Genomic DNA, 20,458 nt, shown 5'->3' on the forward strand with positions numbered 1-20,458 from the left:
AGGGAGGTAATGAATATGAGAAGAAAAGCAGTGATTTTCACTCTGCTGGTGTTGATGATATTAAGCCTTGCAGGTTGCAGTAATGGAGACAGGACGGCCGGGACAGTAAATAACGGGTCAAATGACAATAAGGAAGTTAAAACAATAAAGATTGCTTATTTGCCTATTACCCATGCCCTTCCCCTTTATGTGGAGAATGAACTTGCAAAGGAGAACTTTAAGAATTTTAAACTGGAGCTTGTAAAGTTCGGTTCGTGGACAGAACTGGTGGATGCTTTGAACTCCGGAAAAGTGGATGGTGCGTCCATGCTTGTAGAGCTTGCAATGAAAGCAAAAGAACAAGGTATTGATTTAAAGGCAGTTGCCTTAGGACACAGAGACGGAAATGTTGTGGTGGTTTCTAAAGATATCAATAAGGTTGAGGACTTGAAGGGAAAGAGTTTTGCCATACCCAGCAAGCTTTCCACCCACAATATTCTTCTGCATATCATGCTGAAAAACCATGGTCTTTCATACAGCGATGTAAATGTTGTCGAACTTCCGCCTCCGGAAATGGCTGCTGCCTGGCAGAAGGCAGAATATCCGGTTATTGCGTGGCAGAACCCTTTGGAGCCAAATCGGTGGCAGTGGATAAAGGAAAGACATTATTTGAATCCCAGGATTTATGGGAAGATTCTGTGTGCTGCGGGTTGATTCTTAGAAATGAATTTATAAAGAATAACGAGGCTATAGCTGAGGAATTCATCAGGGAATACATAAAAGCAGGGGAAAAAGCCGAATCAAAAGACGAGGTAATCCGCGATATTGCTACAAGCTACTTAAAAGCAGAAGAACTGGTACTGGATTTGTCCCTTAAGTGGATTTCCTATGATAACCTTAAGCTCGAAGAAAAGGACTATAATGAGCTTGCAAAATACATGGTGGAAATGGGACTTTCAAAAAATCCTCCTAAGTACAGCGAGTTTGTTGACAATACATTTATAGGTGAAGTGAAGTGATGAGAATGGACATATTAAAAAAGACATTGAAGGTTGTTGTAAGCATATCTGTGCTTATAGGTATTTGGCAATTGGCGGTGCTGTCGGGAAGATACGAGCCGTCACTTCTTCCTTCGCCGGCCAAAGTTCTTGAAGGAATGGCGGAATTGATAAAGGACGGAACTCTATTTACCCATTTTAGGGTTAGCCTTACCCGGTTCTTTATCGGGTATTTGGCGGCAATAGCTGCAGGAATAATTTTAGGACTTTTGCTTGGCTGGAATAAAAGCGTATGGTCTTTTATTGAGCCGGTGGTGCAGGTATTAAGGCCGGTTTCACCTATAGCCTGGTTCCCTTTTATTGTCCTGTGGTTTGGAATAGGAGATACTCCTGCAGTTGTCATTATTTTCATAGCCGGGTTTTTCCCGATTCTTCTTTCCACCGTTTCCGGAGTGGGAAATGTAGATGCAATTTATTTGAAAGTGGCTGACAACTTTGGAATCCGGCAGCCGCAGATGCTTTTTAAAATTATTCTTCCGGCGGCTTTTCCGTTGATTGCAAACGGGCTGCATTTGGCTTTAGGATCAGCCTGGGTATTCCTGGTGGCTGGAGAAATGGTAGGTGCCCAGTCCGGTTTGGGATATCTTATTATAGATGCAAGAAATTCTTTGAGATCGGATTTGGTTTTGGCAGGAATAATATTTATTGGTGCCCTGGGACTTTTGCTGGACAGGCTTATAAAACTCCTTGAAACCGGCATTGAAAAGCAGTGGGGAATATCCCGGAGGGGGAGGAACTGATATGTATATTTCGATAGAGGGAGCATCAAGAGAATACACTTTTAAAGGCAAAAGAACGGTATCTCTTGAAAAGGTGAATTTGCAAATAAAGAAAGGTGAATTTATTTGCCTTTTAGGACCGAGCGGGTGCGGAAAGACAACATTATTAAATTTGATTGCCGGTTTTGACAGACCCACCTCGGGCGTTGTTAAAGTTAACGGAGAAATCGTTACAAAACCGTCTGTAGATAGAATTACCATATTTCAGAACTATGGGCTGCTTCCTTGGAGAAGTGTTCTTCGAAATGTTGAGCTTGGACTGGAAAGCAAGAATATAGACAAAAAGAAAAGACAGCAGATTGCGGAAGAATATATTGAACTTGTCGGGCTTTCGGCATACAAAAAGCATCATCCATCCCAGCTTTCCGGAGGAATGCAGCAGAGAGTGGCTCTGGCAAGGGCATTGGCTGTGGACCCTGAGATACTTCTTATGGATGAGCCGCTTGGGGCCCTCGATGCAATGACTCGTATGAGCATGCAGGATGAGATAGAAAGGCTTTGGCAGGAAAACAAAAAAACAATAATTTTTGTCACCCATGACATAGAGGAGGCAGTTTTTTTAGCGGACAGAATAGTGATAATGACTCCAAGCCCGGGAAAAGTAAAGAGCATAATAGAAGTGCCTCTGGCAAGGAAAAGAGACAGAACCGGAAGCGATTTCTTAAAAATCAGGGACAGGGTTTTTGCTGAATTTGAGCTAAAACCCAGCGACATGACAGAATACTATTTATAACTAATTTTAAAAAAGCACCGGAGATTTTTTGCTCCGGTGCTTTTAAAAGTGGAAATTTTTGAAGCTCCAAACTTTCCTATAATTTTTATGGTGTAAACAGTGATTTGTGTTTATCCCAGTATGCTTTAACTACTGACTTATCGTAATCGGATATTAATTCGCTTACCGGCCGTTGTGAATATTCGGACAGTTTGGAATAGAAGAGATCAAATTTCTCCATGTCATTTTTGTCGCTGAAATCATTAGAGGATAAGTATTGTATGGTTTTCAAAAAGGGTTCCCAGCCTATTTCTTCTTGAACTTCAATGAGTCTATACATTAATCCGTCATGATGGAATTCTCCTCGAGACATAGTCTGAATATATCTTGAAAGATAGTAATATTTGAGCTGAGTACCTTCGCGGCGTATATTTGGGTCATTATAAACAACGGGCATTGGCCCCATGTTGTTTAGATGCATCTTTTCCAATTGGTCAACGGCATAATATGCTCTGAAATTGGCAAACATTTCGTCATTCCAGTTCCAGCTGGTATTTCCGAGATTGAAGTTATGTCCTATTTCATGCAAAATTGCAAATGACAAATCGCCGTTTTCATAAGATCTTTTTAGCTGATTAGCCACAGGATTTTCGTTGCTGCTTTTAAACCACATTATTGGATTTCCCGCATAAGATGCAGAACCGCTCGGATGACCGTCTGATGCCAATATTCCTATTTTGTTGCCGTTAAAAGGTATTCTGTTTCCGGAAAATTCTTTCATCAAAACATATACCTTGTCTAAGTCGGACAACCAGTTGATAATGCCTTCTCTTGTTGTATACTGCGTATCGGAAGCGTCAAAACAAGCATCAAAATGTTCGGATTCGTAAATATAGTCGGAAGGTACAGGTTCTACCTTGACGTTGTCAAACCATACCGTTCCTTTGGTTTCACTGAAGAAAAACCCTAACCGCAAACCGATCATTACTATGCCGGATTCCGGGGTTTTGAAAAGCAGGCTTACTTCTTTCCATGAAGTATCTGTTCCGGTTGCCGTGGCTGTTCGATTCCATATCGCTTCACCGTTATAAAGACAAATATTGGCTCCGTCACTTTTGCGGCGGATCTCTGGGGTATCGCCGCTATAGTCGATATATTGATTTGTTACATTCTCATACTTCATATAGGCACTGAGCTTATAATAGCTGTTTGGAGCAAGCTGGAGAGTTTTTGCGTATCCAACATCTTCGTCTTGTTCTAATGAACTTATTTTAAGACATTTACCGTTGTTTAGGCCTGTCCCTGTTTCAATTTCTACTGTTGCTAAAGAATTCTCATGCTTTGATGACCTTTTTTCCCAACCGGAAGGAAGGCCATTTTCGAAACTTTCCATAAATGTATACTTTGGCAAATGCTCCAACGTTACATTGTCAAACCAGGCCGTTCCGGTTACTTTGCTGCCTGTGTAACCGAGACGTACGGCAATATCAACGCTGGTTGTTGATGCTGTAAATTCCGCATATATTTTTTTCCAACCAGGATAGAAGGTGCCTAAGTTTTCCCATTCGCTTGAATAATTCCATGTGGGATATATGCAAACATTAGTCCTATGACAGGCCAGTAATTGGAATTGGGGTCTCTGACTACATTTTGGTATTTAACATATGCAGTCAATCTGTATTTTTCACCGACTGTAAGACCGCTAATTGTTTTTGTATATGCAGTATCGGTGGCGACTGTAGGTGAAGATATTTTTACGCATTTTGAACCGTAAACACCGGTACCTTCTTCAATTTGAACATTTGAACCGGGGTTGGAACTTACAACGGTCCACTCGTTTGCTCCGTTTTCAAATTTTTCTGTAAATATTGCCTGAGGAACTTCCTCGATATAGCCGTGGTTTACTGTTAAAGTTGTCTCACGACTAAAAGTTGAACCGTACTTGTTTATCAATTCGCATTTGTATTTATACTGTCCTGCCGGCCTTGTAAACGGCTCTGTTGTAATCATCTGTCCATTGGGTGTATTGTCTACTGCTGTACCGCATTGAATGATTTTACCGTTCTCATATAGTCTCCATTGGGTAGCATTGTTTTCGCCGGACAAAAGCACCATGGTGCAAGTGATTACGCCGTTTCTGTCTGTCATTTTTACAGTTGGGTCTCCCGGCACTCCGGTTGCTCCAGCATATGCCGGTATTGGCATACTCATGATAACAGAGATTAGGAGCAAGCAGCTTGCAACAACTGCAAAAACTTTTTTCTTTTGCATTTTACATCCTCCTTTTGAATAATTGGTATGTTGTTTTGAAAAGATTTAGCAATACTAGTCGTGTTGCCTAAATCCTTTTCATTAATACTATTATAAAAACTACCAGGAAAAGATGGATGAAAAATAAGAGAAAAAATTGAAATTTTGATGAAAAAGAGAGGGCATCAATTGCACAGAGGGAAAGAAAGGCTGGACAAAGATTATCCAAGCGTGGTATAATTTAATTAGATGAACGCGCGTACATTTTATATAACACAAAAATATGTTAAATACTTTGGACTTGTATTTCCAAGGGTTTTGCATTTCAAATCAAAAAATACTTAATATTAATAGACAATGTTTAGGAGGAAGTAAATGGTTAGTTTTAAAGCCGGTATAAATTTAGGCGGATGGATATCACAGTACGAAGTCTTTAGCAAAACACATTTCGATACATTTATTACGGAAAAGGATATTGCTACTATTGCCGAATCGGGATTTGATCATGTTAGAGTACCCTTTGATTATCCTATTATCGAGTCTGACGACAATGTGGGCGAATATAGAGAAGAGGGACTCTTTTATATTGACCGCTGTCTTGAATGGTGCAAAAAATACAACTTAGGTCTTCTCTTGGATATGCATCATGCGCCGGGGTACCGTTTTCAAGACTTAAAGACAAATACATTATTTGAAAATCCCCAGCAGCAAAAGAGATTTGTTGACATATGGAGGTTTTTGACAAAGCGTTATATAGAAGAAAGGGAGCATATTGCCTTTGAGCTGCTAAATGAAATTGTTGAGCCTGACAGTACCCGTTGGAATAAGTTGATGCTCGAGTGTGTAAAGGCAATCAGAGAAATTGATCCTACCAGGTGGATTTACATTGGGGGCAATAATTATAACAGTCCCGATGAGCTTAAAAACCTTGCAGATATTGATGATGAGTACATAATTTACAACTTTCATTTTTACAATCCTTTTTTCTTTACTCATCAGAAAGCTCACTGGTCGGAAAGTGCCATGGCATACAACAGGGCTGTTAAGTATCCGGGGCAGTATGAAGGAATTGAAGAGTTTGTGAAAAATAATCCTAAGTACAGTTTTATGATGGAATTGAATAATCTAAAGCTGAACAAAGAGCTTTTGCGCAAAGATTTAAAGCCTGCAATTGAGTTCAGAGAAAAGAAAAAATGCAAACTATATTGCGGGGAGTTTGGCGTAATTGCCATTGCCGACTTGGAGTCCAGGATAAAATGGCATGAAGATTATATAAGCCTTTTGGAAGAGTATGATATTGGCGGCGCGGTATGGAACTACAAACAGATGGATTTTGAAATTTATAATGATGAGAGAAAGCCTGTTTCCAAAGAATTAATAAATATACTGACAAGAAGAAAAGTTTGATTGTTAAAATTACATGTTTTATAAAAAAGTTTGTGAATTGTAGTATATGAGTTGTTAATATGCAAGTTAATATGAGGCAAAATCAATATAAGATGTAAACGGGAAATTTTCTTTGTATTGAAATATTGTGATAAAATGTAATGGAGAGATTTTGAAAATGCAATAGCTGTTTGAAAAGAAGTTTTTGTCTCGAAGTGGTACTGTTAATTCAAATTTTTTATGCGAGGTGGAGGATGACCAGCGAAGAAATAGCAAAATTATGTGGTGTTTCCAGAGCTACTGTATCCAGGGTTATTAACAACAGTCCCAACGTGAAAGAGGAAACACGGCAAAAGATTCTGGCAGTGATAAAAGAAAAAAATTATGTTCCGATAGCGCCGGCCCGGCGTTTGGCCGGGATAGACAGCAACATAATTGGCTTGTTTGTTTTGGATATTGATATATCTGACTCAAAATCAAGGGTTTCGGAAAGTACATACTTTTCGCAGCTGATAAATCTGATAATAGACCAGGCAAACAATTTCGGTTTTCAAGTATTGGTGTCAATTATAACTTCACAGAAACAGCTGAGTGAAATTAGAAATCTTTTCATGAGCAGAACCATTTTCAGCGGCATTTTTATCGGCGCATTCAATGACGAGATCCAACTTGATGATGATATTATACTGCAATATCCTACAATTATTATTGACCGTCAATCAGAAAGGGTGGTGAAAAGGCCAAACCGGTTGGTTGTAAACCTGGACAACTTTGAGGGGGCTTACAATGCGACACAGTTTTTGATTAAATTGGGGCATACCAGAATTGGGCATATATCCGGAGACCTTAGAAAACTTTCGGGCATAGAGCGTTATGAAGGATACAGGAAAGCATTGGAAGATGCAGGGTTGGGTTTTGACAAAAATTTGGTTCGTGAAGGCAACTTTCTTGATGACAGCGGCTATAAACTTGCGCATGATATATTAAAAGAGAACGTAACGGCTATTTTCTGTGCCAATGATGTAATGGCCATTAGCGCAATTAAAGCCATAAAAGAAACGGGCTTGAGTGTTCCTGAGGATATATCTGTAATTGGGTTTGATAATACGGCAATCGGAAACTATATCATTCCTACATTGACAACTGTGAACGCGCCGTTGGAACATATCGCCGAAGAATGTATTCAGTCATTGAAATACTTTTGCAAGCACAAACATTTTAAACAAAAAGAAATCAGGGTTAGGACCAATTTGATAATCCGGGATTCAACCAAGCGGGCTTTGGAATTTTAATTAATTGCTTTCAGCACATATAATTACCCAAAAATGTACGCGAGTACATTTTTATAAATAATAATTACCCCGGGGGTATTTATTATAATTTTATTAAATTTGTAGGAGGGTAAAAAATGTATAAAAGATTATTGTCGGCAGCACTGATAATTATGCTGTTATTATCAGCCTGGTCGCCAATATCCATACAAGCATCTGATGGAATTAATGACATTAGAGGCCATTGGGCTGAAGAAGACTTGAGTAAATGGATGGAAAAAGGTATTTTACTGGGCTACCAGGATGGAACGATAAGACCTGATAATAATATCACAAGAGCCGAGTTTGTCACATTAATTAACAAGGTTTTTGGATTTTATGAATTAAGCCAGGAACAGTTTTCGGATGTCGAAAATTCAAAGTGGTATTCTGGCGAAATATTAAAGGCCAGGACGGCGGGATATATTGCAGGCTATGGAAATAATGTTTTCAAACCTGAAAATTATATTACAAGACAAGAAGCCGTTGTAATAATCGCGAAAGTTTTTGAAATACAAAGCGGTAGCAATTATACAAGCAAGTTTAAAGATGGGGGTTTGGTAAAGGAATACGCAAAAGATTCAGTTAGTGCGTTGATTGAAAAAGGCTACATAGCAGGTTATGAAGATGGCACTTTCAGGCCGGACAACTACATTACCCGTGCGGAAACAATAAAAATTCTAAATCGAATTATTCCTTCTTTGTATAATGGCAAAGGAGACTATAAAGATGAAGAAATAAACGGAAACGCGTTGATTAATACCGAAGGAGTTGCTTTAAAAGATACCGTAGTAAATGGTGATTTATATCTTGCTCAGGGAATTCAAAACGGCGATGTCGTCCTTGAAGGTGTAGATGTAAAAGGAACGGTTTTCGTAAATGGCGGAGGAAGCGACAGCATACATTTAATAAATACTAAAGTAAACAGGGTTGTTGTCAATAAAACAGGGGTTAGAATTGTAACTTCCGGCAATAGCTCGGTTGAAAGTGTTGTTGTTAAATCCGGTGCAAAACTTCAAGAAAAAGAATTGACGGGTGACGGCTTTAAAAAGGTTACAGTCGATTCCCAACTTTCATCCCGCAATGAAATAATATTTGTCGGCGATTTCGAACAGGTCGATGTTTTGGCGGATGATGCCTTGCTGGAAACCAAAGAGGCAAAAATGAAACTGAGAATATCCGGCCAAAGGATTAAAATAAATGGAAAGACAATAGAAAAATCGCCAAAGAACTATATTGTAGACGGGGAACTGATATCAACTGAAGAAGAATCCGATCCTTCCGACGTACCCGGTGCGGAAAACGATCAAAATACAGGTAGCCCGGGCTCATCGACTAATCCTGCACCAACCAAGAATCCGAATGAAGAGTGGCGTCTGGTTTGGAGCGATGAGTTTGACAGTCCTGAAATAAACATGGCTAATTGGAGCTATGACGACCCGACCAACGGAAGATGGAACGGAGAAGTACAATCTTACACACAAAACAATGCCTATATCAAAGACGGCGCGTTGGTTATTGAAGCCAGAAAAGAAGATATTACGGAACCAAGCGGTGAGACTTATCATTATTCGTCGTCAAAACTGATTACCAAAGGCAAAAAATCATGGAAGTACGGAAAATTTGAAATTAGGCAAAAATGCCACAGGGACAAGGTATATGGCCTGCAATCTGGATGATGCCGGAAGACGAACCTTTCTACGGAACATGGCCAAAGTGTGGCGAAATAGATATTATGGAGCTTTTGGGCCACGAGACTGATAAAATTTATGGAACGATCCATTTTGGAGAGCCTCATAAAGAGTCCCAGGGAACGTATACCTTGCCGGAAGGCCAGACCTTTGCCGATGATTTCCATGTTTATTCGATTGAATGGGAACCGGGAGAAATACGCTGGTATATAGACGGCAAGCTGTATCATGTCGCTAATGACTGGTATTCGAGAGACCCGTACCTTGCTGATGATTACACTTATCCCGCACCTTTTGACCAGAATTTCTTCTTGATTCTCAATATATCCGTTGGTGGCGGCTGGCCGGGATATCCTGATGAAACGACAGTTTTCCCGCAGCAAATGGTTGTGGACTATGTAAGAGTATATCAAAAGAGCAAATATCCTCACAGGGAAAAACCGGCAAAGGAAGAAATGAAGCCAAGAGAGCCTCTTGGGGACGGCAATTATATCTATAACGGCGGTTTTGATGTGGATGATTCTGCAGCAGTTGGTGTGGAAGGCGTTCCATATACGTCTTACTGGACATTCTTAACAGCATCCGGTGGAGCTGCGACAGTCAATGTAGAGGAAGGTGTTATGCACGTACAGATAGAAAACGGAGGGACAACCGACTACGGCGTACAATTGCTTCAAGCTCCGATTCATCTTGAAAAAGGCGCAAAATACAAAGCATCTTTTGACATGAAAGCTGAAAATCCAAGGCAGGTAAAACTGAAAATAGGCGGAGACGGCGACAGGGGATGGAAAGATTACGCGGCTATTCCACCGTTTGATGTCTCAACAGAGATGACCAACTATGAGTTTGAGTTTACCATGAAAGATGATACCGATGTTAAGGCACGGTTTGAGTTTAATATGGGATTGAACAATAATGATGTCTGGATTGACAATGTTAAACTGATTAAAACAGAAAATGCGCCGGTTATAGATCCTTCCGAAATAGCAAGACCTCCGCTTCTTTCCGGCAACTATATATACAACGGTACCTTTGACCAAGGTCCGAACAGAATGGGATTCTGGAATTTTGTTGTGGATGGCACTGCAAAGGTACATACTATATTGGAAGCGATGTTAATGAGCGCAGATTTGAAACAAGAATAGAAAAAGGCGGAACGTCGAAGGGAGCCATAAGATTGGTTCAGCCGGGAATTAATATTGAAAACGGCAAGACCTACAAGGTTAGCTTCGAAGCCAGTGCGGCAAATACGAGAACTATTGAGGTGGAAATTGCAAGCAATCTCCACAACAGCATTTTTGCGACAACTTTTGAAGTAAGCAAAGAGAGCAAGATATACGAATTTGAGTTTACAATGGACAAAGATTCGGACAAGAACGGAGAACTTAGGTTCAATCTGGGCGGAAGCAACGTGAACGTCTATATTGATAATGTAGTTATGAAAAAAGTAAGTTCCGATGAAGTTGAAGGAAACCTGATTTTAAACGGCGTATTTAACGGCCTGGCAGGCTGGGGCTATGGAGCGTATGAACTTGGCTCGGCAGATTTTGAAAGTCATGATGAACAATTTAGGGCAATTATTAGCTCTGTCGGTAATGAAGGTTGGAATGTACAGTTGTATCAGGATAATGTTCCGCTGGAAGAAGGGCAGACCTACGAAGTTTCTTTTGATGCAAAATCAACAGTTGACAGAAAGGTAATTGTTCAGCTGCAAAGGAACGGTACTTCGGATAATAATTGGATCTCCTATTTCTATCAAGAAGTTGAACTTACTAATGAACTTAAAACATTCAAATATGAATTTACAATGAGTAAACCTACAGATTCGGCATCAAGATTTAATTTTGCTTTGGGTAATACTGAAAACAAAACTTATGCTCCTCATGAAATAATAATTGACAATGTTGTAGTAAGAAAAGTTGCGACTCCTTCTGCGCTGATATTGAACGGAACCTTTGACAATGGAACAGAACATTGGCTGCAATACTGGGGAGGTGAATGGGAAGACAGCTCTCCCGGTGCGGGGGACGGTACTGCGGAAGGCTCTTGGGAAGTAACAGATGGAGAACTTAAAATTAGTATTACCAAGGTAGGCATCAAGGATTATACGCCGCAGATTAAACAGGAAACATAGTGTTACAAGAGGGTGTGACGTATACTTTGTCTCTTAAAGCAAGAGCGCTTGAGGCAAGAAGTATTAAAGTTGACATATTGGATTCTAGCTATAACTGGTATGGAGGAAGTACTTTCGATTTAACAACGGAAGATGCCGTATACACGTTTACATTTACCCAGAGCAAGTCGGTAAGTAATGGTGTCTTAACTATAAATTTAGGTACCATACCGGGTAAGGCGTCCGCAGCAACTACTGTCTATCTTGACGATATATTGTTGGAAGAACAGTAAGAGACAAAGTTTGTAATAGGTGTAAAATTAATTAAAAATTGAGTTTTTAAAAGGCATTATATTAGTTTCAAAACTATATAATGCCTTTTTTTCGCAGTATTCTTAAAAATTTGTTGATGTATTTGGAACGTGGTTGTGGTCCTAGGATATTAGACTTAAACATTTGTGAGCTTTAAAATAGAACTTGATAAAATTGGGCTGAAAATGGTATAATTCCTAAGAAAGGTAATCAAAAATTAATTTTACTTATTTTAATGATTAGCATTAATGGAAAAATATGTTTTTGCAAAATAATCAAACAAAATGATATTTATTGTTGTTTTAAAAGGGGCAAGTTCCAGTCTAATAAACACAATCTAAAAGTGCCATTAATCGAAACACCGGATTCTGAAAGTATCCTGACGCAAATTAAAATTAATAATGACTTCCTTTAAATGGGTGGGTAATGGTTTTAGCAAAAGAGTAAAAGTGGGGGAGTTCAAAAAGTAATGAAAAATGAAATAATTGGAAATAGATATAAATATATCATTGACACATCTTACGGAATAAACAAAGATGGATTTATTGCCATTGGAACCGAGAGTATTGTTTACAAAGGGCTAAAGACCAGACTGGACGGCGGACTGCAATTTTCCTGTGTGTTGAAGTTTAAGCCAAAGAATGTTTTGGTTGACGGAAAAGTAGTTAATCGTTTGGAGATTTTCAAAAACGAAGAATGGAAGATTTTTGAAGAATTAAGAGAATGCAGGTCCATTGTCAAAATAGAAGATGTTATTGACGATTTGGGTGATTTCAGCCTGCCCTGCGATAAGGTCGCCGGTGGCGTTATAAACGGGGACTCTTATTTTTGCGTTGTTGAAGAGTTTATTGACGGTTGGTCATTAGAGGAATTTTGCAGAGAGGAATATTGGAAATTAAGGAAAATTGTGCCCTTAGACAATGGGCTAAACGATATTGTAAATTATCACGAGTTTAGCAGCGATGAAAAAACAGAGATCAACTTTAGCTATAACTATGATAATATATTAAAATATCAAGACCAGATTTTACATTTTATGATAGATTTGTGCGAAATTATGGAATTTGCAACTGAACAAAAAAATATCCTGCATTTGGATATAAAGCCTGAAAACATTATGGTAACGCGATACGGTAAAGAATTGGTACTTATTGATTTCGGCAGGGCTAAAAAAGTAACCAAAGCCAACAGGTTTGTGAGAAGCCCTTTATCCGACGTTAACTACAATGATAGTGAAACTGTGGATAGAATGTATCAGTACGGTACGTTGGGATATGCGGCCCCTGAATGTTACTCGAAAGCTACCGGGGATTCCAAATTTCCTTTTACAGTTAATTTTGAACAAGGAAAAATGTCTGTCGAAAGCGATATATTCTCTTTTGGGGCTACTTTCTGGGAGTGTCTTAATATATTTGAACTGGTTACAAAAAGCAAGCTGTTTTCTGATGATATACATGAGTTTTACAGGAGTAACTTTTTAAACGATGATGTGTATTGTGACAGGGATTTGTCCTGTACGTCAGCCTATTACCATAAAAAACTGGAGGCTATTATAAAAAAGTGTACCCGAAGACGTTCTCGTAATTATTGTGATTTGGACAATAAAGACTATTATCATTCTTACAAAGATTTAAAAAAGGATTTGGAAGATGCGAGGGATTCTGCACCAACGATCGTAAAAGAAGAGAACCCACCAGTAAAAATGCTTTTAACTGGTGTGGAAGCATGCTTTCGTTGTTTTCTGTCTTCCTGATCATATATTTTATATTTAAAATTATGGCATTTAATATTGCAGAGAACAAATGGGAGGTTTTAACTTCAAATTATAATGAGACTCAGTTTTACAAACTTGAAGAAGTGGCAAAAAGTCTTATTACTACCGCTCCTGCGGGGAGAGTGGATGAAATATATGACCAAATTGCCGATTTCACGTACAAGGACGGTGAAATATCCGAGTATGAAGCTGTGATGTTGGTAAGCCTTTTGCAGAAAATTAACAATAATGATTTGTTGCCTGGACGTGTTGATGAAATTATGAGCAACGCTGACATAAGAAAGTTTAAAGAGATTTCAACGGAAATTATAAAGCTTGAGGTAATGGGGGACAGCGCCGGGTATGATTTGGCAAAAGCAATTTTTAATGTTGAAGTTGGAAAAACCAACATCGTAGAGGCATACGAAACTTTGGTGAAATACAAAATCAATGTTGAATTGCGTAATGCGGTTATCAAGCTCAAAAATACACTTGATAATGATAAAAATATTAATATAATTACAAAAGAAACCGGATTAAACAGGCATGAAATACGGGCACTATTTGAAGAAATAGCAAAGAAGGAGGCGATATAGTGAAAAAATTGCTCGAGAAGTATTTGATAGTAAAATACATATTGACTTCTTATGTAAAAACTTTATTAATATCGTTGGCAGTCGTTACAGTGCTTTTTGCGGTTCTTATGTTTACAGGTTTGTATGCGGGAATTGAAAGTGCTCTTAACTTACAGTATAATTCACCTTTTATTTTAGTACCGTTGTATGGATTTGCAGTTTTGGCCGTACTATGTTTCTTTATTGGATTTCTAATATATTTTTACAAATACAAAAGACCAAAATCAAAAACCAAGTTTTATAAGTTTTTTTCAAATATATTGAATGAAAAATTAATTAATTGAGCTAAAGTTGTTATTAAGATATTTGCTTTTATTTTGCTTATTTGTCTGAAGGGATAATTTGGATTCTCAGACACAAGGGGAGGTTAAATGAATATGAAGGGGAAAATTAAGCAATTTATTGCTTTGTTGGTGGCCATTGTACTGATAGCGGGAATGTTTCCAATATCCATGCTGTTTGCTTCGGACGAAACGTTTGAATCTACTTTTACTGTTATAATTGACGGCTCTGTAAAAGGGGATATTTTTGTTACACTTACCAATTCCCAAAATTCAGAAGAAACAAGAACAGAACCTGTGATAAATGGAGTTGCGACATTTGAAAATTTTGTTGACCTCGACAATTCTTACGATATAAGAATAACGGGAATGACCGGATATGAAGATTATTATTGTCCAAATATAAATTTTGACGGTCCGAGTATTTCGTTTAGTGCTTCGGATTTTATACCGATAGAGGTCATTAAAGTTTCAGGTAAGATATATGATGAAAACGGCAATCTTTATAGAGGGGGCGGAACGGTTTCTTATTCTGTATATAATGAATATAATAATTACACTGTTAATTTTGGAGGCGACGGTGATTTTTCTATTGAAGTTTATAAGAATGTTCCTTATAACTTTACTTTTACGACATATGACCCTAAATATGATTCTGTTACTCTAGGCCCTATAAGCAGTGATAAAGATATTAACGACTTGGAAGTGCGACTTTTCATCAAGACTTTTTCAATTACAACGAACGCCAGTGGGAACGGAACAGTTTCACCTTCTGAATCTTCTGTTCTATATGGCTCGAACTACAGCGTATCCGCCAAGGCTGAGCCCGGGTATGAGATTGAGGCATTTATTGTTGACGGAGAGCCGAAAGCGGATGCTGTCGGTAAAGAGGAATATACGCATACTTTCTATTACATTACCGGTAATCATACTGTTGATGTTACTTTTAGCGTTAAAACTTATGAATTGGAATTTTGGTTTAATGATGATGGAAAAATAATGTATGAATCTTCCCAAAATGTAAACAATGGAGGGAAAATTTACGTTAAAGGTGGAGAAAGCCCCAGTTTTACTGCGATTGCAAACCCTAATTATCACATCAGCGAGGTTGTTATTGACGGTGTTAAGCGGGAAGACGGTACTTTTGACAATAAGCAAACCACTTATACATATACTTTTAACAATATAAGTTCCAACCATCATATTCGGGTAACATTCTCTATCAATAGATATAGCATAAATATTTCTTCTGTCGGAAAAGGACAGGTTTACGCTGAAGGATTTTCAAATGGAGAAAAGGTTAACGTGGAACATGGAAAACCTGTTAAGCTTAAACTGATACCTGAATGGGATTATGATGTTAAAGAAGTGTTGCTGGACGGTGAGGCAGTTACTGATTATAACTTGTCGGGCGATGGTATTTCCTACATTTATGAACTGCCGTCCGTAACATCCGACCATGATATAACGGCTACTTTTGGCGATATAGAGACTGTTGAAGGCGATGAAAGCGATTTTTACACTATCATTACTAAAAGCCTTTTAGATGATTACCCGAAATTGTCCGATGACGGTGTACGGATTTACAGCTTTAAAAACAAAGATGCTTCGTTAACTTTTAAACTTAATAATGGATATAGTTTTATTTGCATAAATGGAATGATATACTATTCTCAAGCTACAATTACAGAATCGATTTTAATAGAAGAGATCAAAGTGTATAAGCATTTTATGGTTGGAAGAACATAAAATGCAGCAGAAGATTCAAATAATTATTGATAAAGAGGCTCCGGTTATCTCCGATATTCCTCCAATGGAGTGGACAAATCAGGATTATACCGTTAAGGGAACGGTAATTGACAAAGATACCAAAGACTTCCCGTCATCCGGCTTGTCAAGAATTGTTTGGAGCAAGAGAGCATTAACCAAAGAAGAGGTTTTGGCTGAGAATACAAATAAACTTTCGATTACGAACGGTGAATTTTCGTATACAATTACAACGGAGCAAAACAACGAAAGATTTTACTTCTATGCAGTTGATAATGCTGACAATGTGTCGGTCCCAAAAACAATAGACGTGAAAATTGACAAAACAAAACCGGAAATAACGGAGTTACATTTAGGAAAAAAGATGGGTCTGATGGCTCACAGGTTATTAATTTCTTGAGCTTCGGGACTTTTTCCAATGATGAAATTGAAGTGGTTGTAACTGCCCAAGACCCCGGTATTTCATCAGGTTTGAAAGAAATTACTCTGTACAGTGACGGTGTTGCTGTAGAGACAAAAACGGTAACAGAAAATTTTGCGGTGTTCAATTTAAACCTTGAGAATTTTAGCGGAAATGAAATTTCCGCATCTGTAAAAGACGTGGCAGGTAATGATTCGGCAAGTGACGGGCTTACAAAGCCGACAGATGTGAAAACAAATGCGTTTAGCAATTTTGTAGGGCTTAGGGATGAAAAACCGACTGTTGTTATTACTCCTTTGAGCAAGTCGGTGTATAGAGAAGGTGAAAAAGAATGGTATAACGACACTGTGGCATTTTCAGTATATACTGCCACTGACAGCGCCGGAATTTATTCGGTTGAAATCAAAGTCAACGGCAAGTCAGTTGCAACTGACAAATTAGGAAAAGCCGTAAATGCCAACTTTTTTGAATCTCAGATGCTGAGTGAAACATTTACGGTTGATACGGATTTTAATGCCTTGGATGGAGAGAATAACATTGAAGCAATTGTTACCAATAACTATGGCAACGTGGAAACTGCCAGAATAAAGGTGTTTATTGACAAGACCAACCCGAGAATCATTGGATTTAATATTACTGCAGAAAACAACGGAATGTTAAGTAAAATATTGAATTTCCTGTCATTCGGAAATTTCTTCAATGAGAGGGTAAGAGTAACAGTTATTGCTGACGACAGATATGGGGCTACTTCGGGTATCAAAACAATTACTTTATATATGAATAATAGTTCTGTAAACGATGCACCTAAAGCTGCAATTCCGCTTAGTGACGGAACATATAGAGCAGAGTTTGTTTTACCGCAGCGCCTGCTTTCCGATGACGTTTCATTGAATGCGGTCTTGTCAGCAGTAGCAACTGACAATGTCGGAAATATAACGGGCAAAGACAAAAATAATCCCAATGGTGTTCCGATAACGCCCGATATTGTAAATTCCGACTTTAAAAACAGCAGACTTATTATTGAAACAATCAATCCGGCAATAAGTATTTCCTGTCCGGAACCTGATTTTGTAGCAAAAAACGGTGAGAAGTGGTATTCGGATGATGTTGTGTTTAAAGTTACCGTTAAAGACTTGAATTCGGGTATTCGCTCAGTCAGGATTAAGATTAACGGTACCGATATTACAAGAGATAAAGACGGGAAGGCCATAAACGCTGAATTTTACAACAGAGAAACACATGAAGAAGTTTTTCTGGTAAGTACCAGCCAGGCTACCAGAGCGAATAATGGTTCTTATTTGATTGAAGTTACTGCTGTTGATAATGCCGGAAACAGTTATTCTTTAAGCGATATTGTGTATAAGGATACGGATATTCCTGCCGTCACGGACTTTAGTTTTGTTCCAACAACATCTGACGGTATTGGCAATACATCTGAATTTATCAACTTTTTGGAATATGGCTTCTATTTCAAGGCGGAATTCAACGTTGTTGTGAGTGTGTCGGATGACAAACCTTCTTCCGGGCTTGACAAAATAAGCTACCGTCTTGTATCTTACGAGAACGGAAAAAAATCGGAAGAGAAAAAAGGAACTCAAATTATTGCGGACGGCAAGGCGGTTATATCCGTTCCCAAAGGTTTTAAAGGGCAGATATATGTAGAGGCGTTTGACAACACCAAAAACAAATCCAAGGAGGTAACTCCAAAAGGATTTGTAAGTGATGATGCTGCTCCGGAGATTAGCATTACGAACAACACGCCTACAAATTATAATGATGCCGCCGGAAACAAATTGTATGTTACCGACATGAGTTTTACAGTCACAATCTCGGATTATGACTCGGGTATAAAGGAAATTGGATATTCCCAGAGTTCGGAAAAAGAATCCTTTGAGAGAAAGAGCACATTGATTGCCAACAAAGGTTACAAAGTAGGCGATGTTCTGGAAAATGGCTGGGTAGTCGCGGAAATGGATCAGAACCTTGTTACAAAGGTTACCAAAGTATTTGCGTTTAGCTCAGACAATAATGATATTTTCCTTACTTTTGATGCAACCGACCGTTCGGGAAACAAAAAAGAGGATATCCGCACCGAGAGAGTTACAATTGATAAAACGGCGCCGGTTATTAATGTAGATTTCCGTCCTGATGAAAGCAAAAACAATTATTACTACAGTGGAAACAGGGTTGCGCAGATAACGGTTGTCGAGAGAAATTTTGATGCCGGTTTGATAAAAACCACTATTGAAAATAAAATTGGAAGAGTGCCGACCGTTTCCTTTTCTCAAAAGTCAAATACTGAGCATGTTGCAGTGATTGAGTTTGACGAGGGCGACTATACATTTGATATCAGCGGCACCGATTTGGGCAATCATGCTGCGGTTGTGAATTTCAGCGGAGGAAACGAGAAGCTGTTCTATGTGGATAAAACCAAGCCCGCTATTGAAGAAAACTTTGCAACATTTGCGAACGACGCTGTAAGTAATAGTTTCAATACAGATAAAACTGCTGTTATAAAAGTAACAGAACATAATTTTGATCCTCAACTGGCCGGTTTTAAAGTTTTCAGAAAGGATCCGGGAGAAGAACATAACGAGGAAGGTTTTGTAGACATAACATCTGAAATATTGAGTACATCCCGTTGGGTATCGGAAGGTGATGTTCATACAATTTCCTTTACATTCAATAGAGATGCTGTCTACAAGATGGAAATTCATCCTGAAGATTTGGCCGGAAACAGTGCTGAGCTAAGACGTACGGTTGTGTTTGAAATTGATAAAACACCACCGGTTGTTAAGGCAAAAAACGGTGTTTTGGTTAATGAAAATAATACTGCGTTTGTAGAAATATATCCTTATTCAAGAAAGGATGATCCCGTTCCTGCTGTTGAGTTTAGTGATTTAAATATTGACCATATCAGGTATAACTTGACGGTTTATATTCCCGACCATACAGCAAAGAAGCTGAAACCGTCATTAAACTGGTCAAGGTGTATCTGGATGAGGATAAGGACAAATCCGGCAGAATCAAGGGAAATATTTTCACTTTGCCCGATTTCACACGGGACGGTGTTTATGCATTGGAATTAACTGCCGTGGATGTGGCTGGAAATGAAAGTCTGCTTAACGTGAATACATATGCGAGAATGGTTGAGCAGGATGTGTTGGCGTATATCATGGACAGCAACCCGGAAACTAAAACAGGATTGTATTCTTTCCAATACAAAAACGGCCAGCCTATCAGCAAAAGGCCTGATAACTTCAGCGATATAAAAATATGTGCTTTTGCAAAGAGCGATACTGAGGTTGAGGTTCTTTTGAGAGACAATAACGGTGATGAAATAAAAACCGATGCTGCAGGAGTGATAGATTACAGCATCTATGGGTTTAATATCCACAACCTTGTTCTGGAATCCCGCTTCTTTAAGGAGACTTTCCAGGATGATACAGATATTGAGCTGTATTTGTCGGTGAAAAATGACGGCAAGAGAGTGGACCTGGGTACAATGCATATTGATAATATAGCTCCGACATGTGAATTGCCTGAAGAATTCAAATCGTGGCATTGGTATTTTGGAGAAGAGGAACGTACGATTACGGTTTCGAATATCAACGAATTGGTTGACGAAAACCGGTGCAAGGTATATGATAACGGCAGGGAAATAGATTTCAAATATTACAGTGATAACAATACATTAACATTTACTCTCGCAAAGGGTTGGCACAACGTTGGAATTGTCCTTGTGGATATGGCGGGAAATGTGAACAATATTCAAGAGATAAGGAATATACATGTTGGATTCTTCTGGCTGTGGGTTATTGGGGCACTGTCTGCAGCATTAATTACGGCGATAGTTGTTGCAGTGGTTCATAATATAAGAAAGAGAAGAAAAGAAGAGGAAGAAAGCGAACTGGCGGCGGCTTGATTTGGAAGATAGCTACGTTTTACTTGCTTTTTCAAAATAGAAGTAATATAATAATGCAAGAAAAGGTAGAAAGTTTCTTGGCATTA

The 20,458-nt window shown here is 38.6% G+C and carries 17 protein-coding genes and 1 pseudogene; 16 read left to right on the top strand and 2 right to left on the bottom strand.

Annotation, left to right across the window (positions count from 1 at the left end):
- Positions 1 to 15: 15 nt before the first annotated feature.
- The 3 genes and pseudogenes from JCM21531_RS00440 (at position 16) to JCM21531_RS00450 (ending at position 2,549) form a co-directional block, all read left to right on the top strand.
- Positions 16 to 998: pseudogene (locus JCM21531_RS00440) on the top strand (ABC transporter substrate-binding protein).
- Positions 998 to 1,777, top strand: coding sequence for an ABC transporter permease (locus tag JCM21531_RS00445; protein ID WP_094184691.1), 780 nt, complete (start codon positions 998 to 1,000; stop codon positions 1,775 to 1,777). Before JCM21531_RS00440 ends, JCM21531_RS00445 begins: the two are co-directional and overlap by 1 nt.
- A 1-nt stretch (position 1,778) precedes the next feature.
- Positions 1,779 to 2,549, top strand: coding sequence for an ABC transporter ATP-binding protein (locus JCM21531_RS00450; RefSeq protein ID WP_038286557.1), 771 nt, complete (start codon positions 1,779 to 1,781; stop codon positions 2,547 to 2,549).
- A gap of 85 nt (positions 2,550 to 2,634) precedes the next feature.
- On the opposite strand, the gene JCM21531_RS19690 is transcribed toward JCM21531_RS00450, so the two are convergent.
- Both JCM21531_RS19690 and JCM21531_RS19695 read right to left on the bottom strand, forming a co-directional pair.
- Positions 2,635 to 3,921, bottom strand: a complete 1,287-nt coding sequence (locus tag JCM21531_RS19690; RefSeq protein ID WP_243466963.1) for a carbohydrate binding domain-containing protein — start codon at positions 3,919 to 3,921, stop codon at positions 2,635 to 2,637.
- 158 nt (positions 3,922 to 4,079) lie between these two features.
- A complete protein-coding gene (locus JCM21531_RS19695) occupies positions 4,080 to 4,799 on the bottom strand; it encodes a hypothetical protein (RefSeq protein WP_243466964.1) in 720 nt (239 codons plus the stop codon).
- Positions 4,800 to 5,153: 354 nt separating this feature from the next.
- On the opposite strand from JCM21531_RS19695, the gene JCM21531_RS00460 reads away from it, so the two are divergent.
- The 13 genes from JCM21531_RS00460 (at position 5,154) to JCM21531_RS19725 (ending at position 20,372) form a co-directional block, all read left to right on the top strand.
- Positions 5,154 to 6,185: a glycoside hydrolase family 5 protein gene (locus JCM21531_RS00460; protein ID WP_038286559.1), complete on the top strand. Its 1,032-nt coding sequence runs from the start codon at positions 5,154 to 5,156 to the stop codon at positions 6,183 to 6,185.
- A 233-nt stretch (positions 6,186 to 6,418) separates the two neighbouring features.
- On the top strand, positions 6,419 to 7,456 hold the full coding sequence (locus JCM21531_RS00465) for a LacI family DNA-binding transcriptional regulator (protein ID WP_038286560.1): 1,038 nt from the start codon (positions 6,419 to 6,421) through the stop codon (positions 7,454 to 7,456).
- Between the two features lie 116 nt (positions 7,457 to 7,572).
- Entirely contained in the window at positions 7,573 to 9,153 is a 1,581-nt protein-coding gene (locus JCM21531_RS19700; protein WP_243466965.1) for an S-layer homology domain-containing protein, read from the top strand.
- Positions 9,114 to 10,310, top strand: coding sequence for a carbohydrate binding domain-containing protein (locus tag JCM21531_RS19705; protein WP_243466966.1), 1,197 nt, complete (start codon positions 9,114 to 9,116; stop codon positions 10,308 to 10,310). The genes JCM21531_RS19700 and JCM21531_RS19705 overlap by 40 nt, the downstream gene beginning before the upstream one ends.
- Positions 10,268 to 11,299 (top strand): carbohydrate binding domain-containing protein, encoded by a 1,032-nt coding sequence (locus JCM21531_RS19710; protein WP_243466975.1) that lies wholly within the window; start codon positions 10,268 to 10,270, stop codon positions 11,297 to 11,299. Before JCM21531_RS19705 ends, JCM21531_RS19710 begins: the two co-directional genes overlap by 43 nt.
- Before the next feature lie 14 nt (positions 11,300 to 11,313).
- Positions 11,314 to 11,571, top strand: coding sequence for a carbohydrate binding domain-containing protein (locus JCM21531_RS19715; RefSeq protein ID WP_243466967.1), 258 nt, complete (start codon positions 11,314 to 11,316; stop codon positions 11,569 to 11,571).
- Positions 11,572 to 12,059: 488 nt separating this feature from the next.
- Positions 12,060 to 13,343, top strand: coding sequence for a protein kinase domain-containing protein (locus JCM21531_RS00475; RefSeq protein WP_243466968.1), 1,284 nt, complete (start codon positions 12,060 to 12,062; stop codon positions 13,341 to 13,343).
- A 23-nt stretch (positions 13,344 to 13,366) separates the two neighbouring features.
- A complete protein-coding gene (locus JCM21531_RS19720; RefSeq protein WP_243466969.1) occupies positions 13,367 to 13,939 on the top strand; it encodes a hypothetical protein in 573 nt (190 codons plus the stop codon).
- On the top strand, positions 13,939 to 14,262 hold the full coding sequence (locus JCM21531_RS00480) for a hypothetical protein (RefSeq protein ID WP_038286562.1): 324 nt from the start codon (positions 13,939 to 13,941) through the stop codon (positions 14,260 to 14,262). The genes JCM21531_RS19720 and JCM21531_RS00480 overlap by 1 nt, the downstream gene beginning before the upstream one ends.
- A gap of 93 nt (positions 14,263 to 14,355) precedes the next feature.
- A complete protein-coding gene (locus tag JCM21531_RS00485) occupies positions 14,356 to 16,008 on the top strand; it encodes an InlB B-repeat-containing protein (protein WP_038286564.1) in 1,653 nt (550 codons plus the stop codon).
- 1 nt (position 16,009) lies between these two features.
- Complete coding sequence (locus tag JCM21531_RS00490; RefSeq protein ID WP_038286567.1) at positions 16,010 to 16,426, top strand: hypothetical protein; 417 nt, start codon at positions 16,010 to 16,012, stop codon at positions 16,424 to 16,426.
- Positions 16,423 to 19,536: a hypothetical protein gene (locus JCM21531_RS00495; RefSeq protein WP_038286569.1), complete on the top strand. Its 3,114-nt coding sequence runs from the start codon at positions 16,423 to 16,425 to the stop codon at positions 19,534 to 19,536. Before JCM21531_RS00490 ends, JCM21531_RS00495 begins: the two co-directional genes overlap by 4 nt.
- Entirely contained in the window at positions 19,437 to 20,372 is a 936-nt protein-coding gene (locus JCM21531_RS19725; RefSeq protein ID WP_243466970.1) for a hypothetical protein, read from the top strand. Before JCM21531_RS00495 ends, JCM21531_RS19725 begins: the two co-directional genes overlap by 100 nt.
- The last annotated feature ends 86 nt before the right edge of the window (positions 20,373 to 20,458 follow it).

Origin of the sequence: Acetivibrio straminisolvens JCM 21531 (genome assembly GCF_000521465.1) — a bacterium.
Taxonomy (GTDB): domain Bacteria; phylum Bacillota; class Clostridia; order Acetivibrionales; family Acetivibrionaceae; genus Hungateiclostridium; species Hungateiclostridium straminisolvens.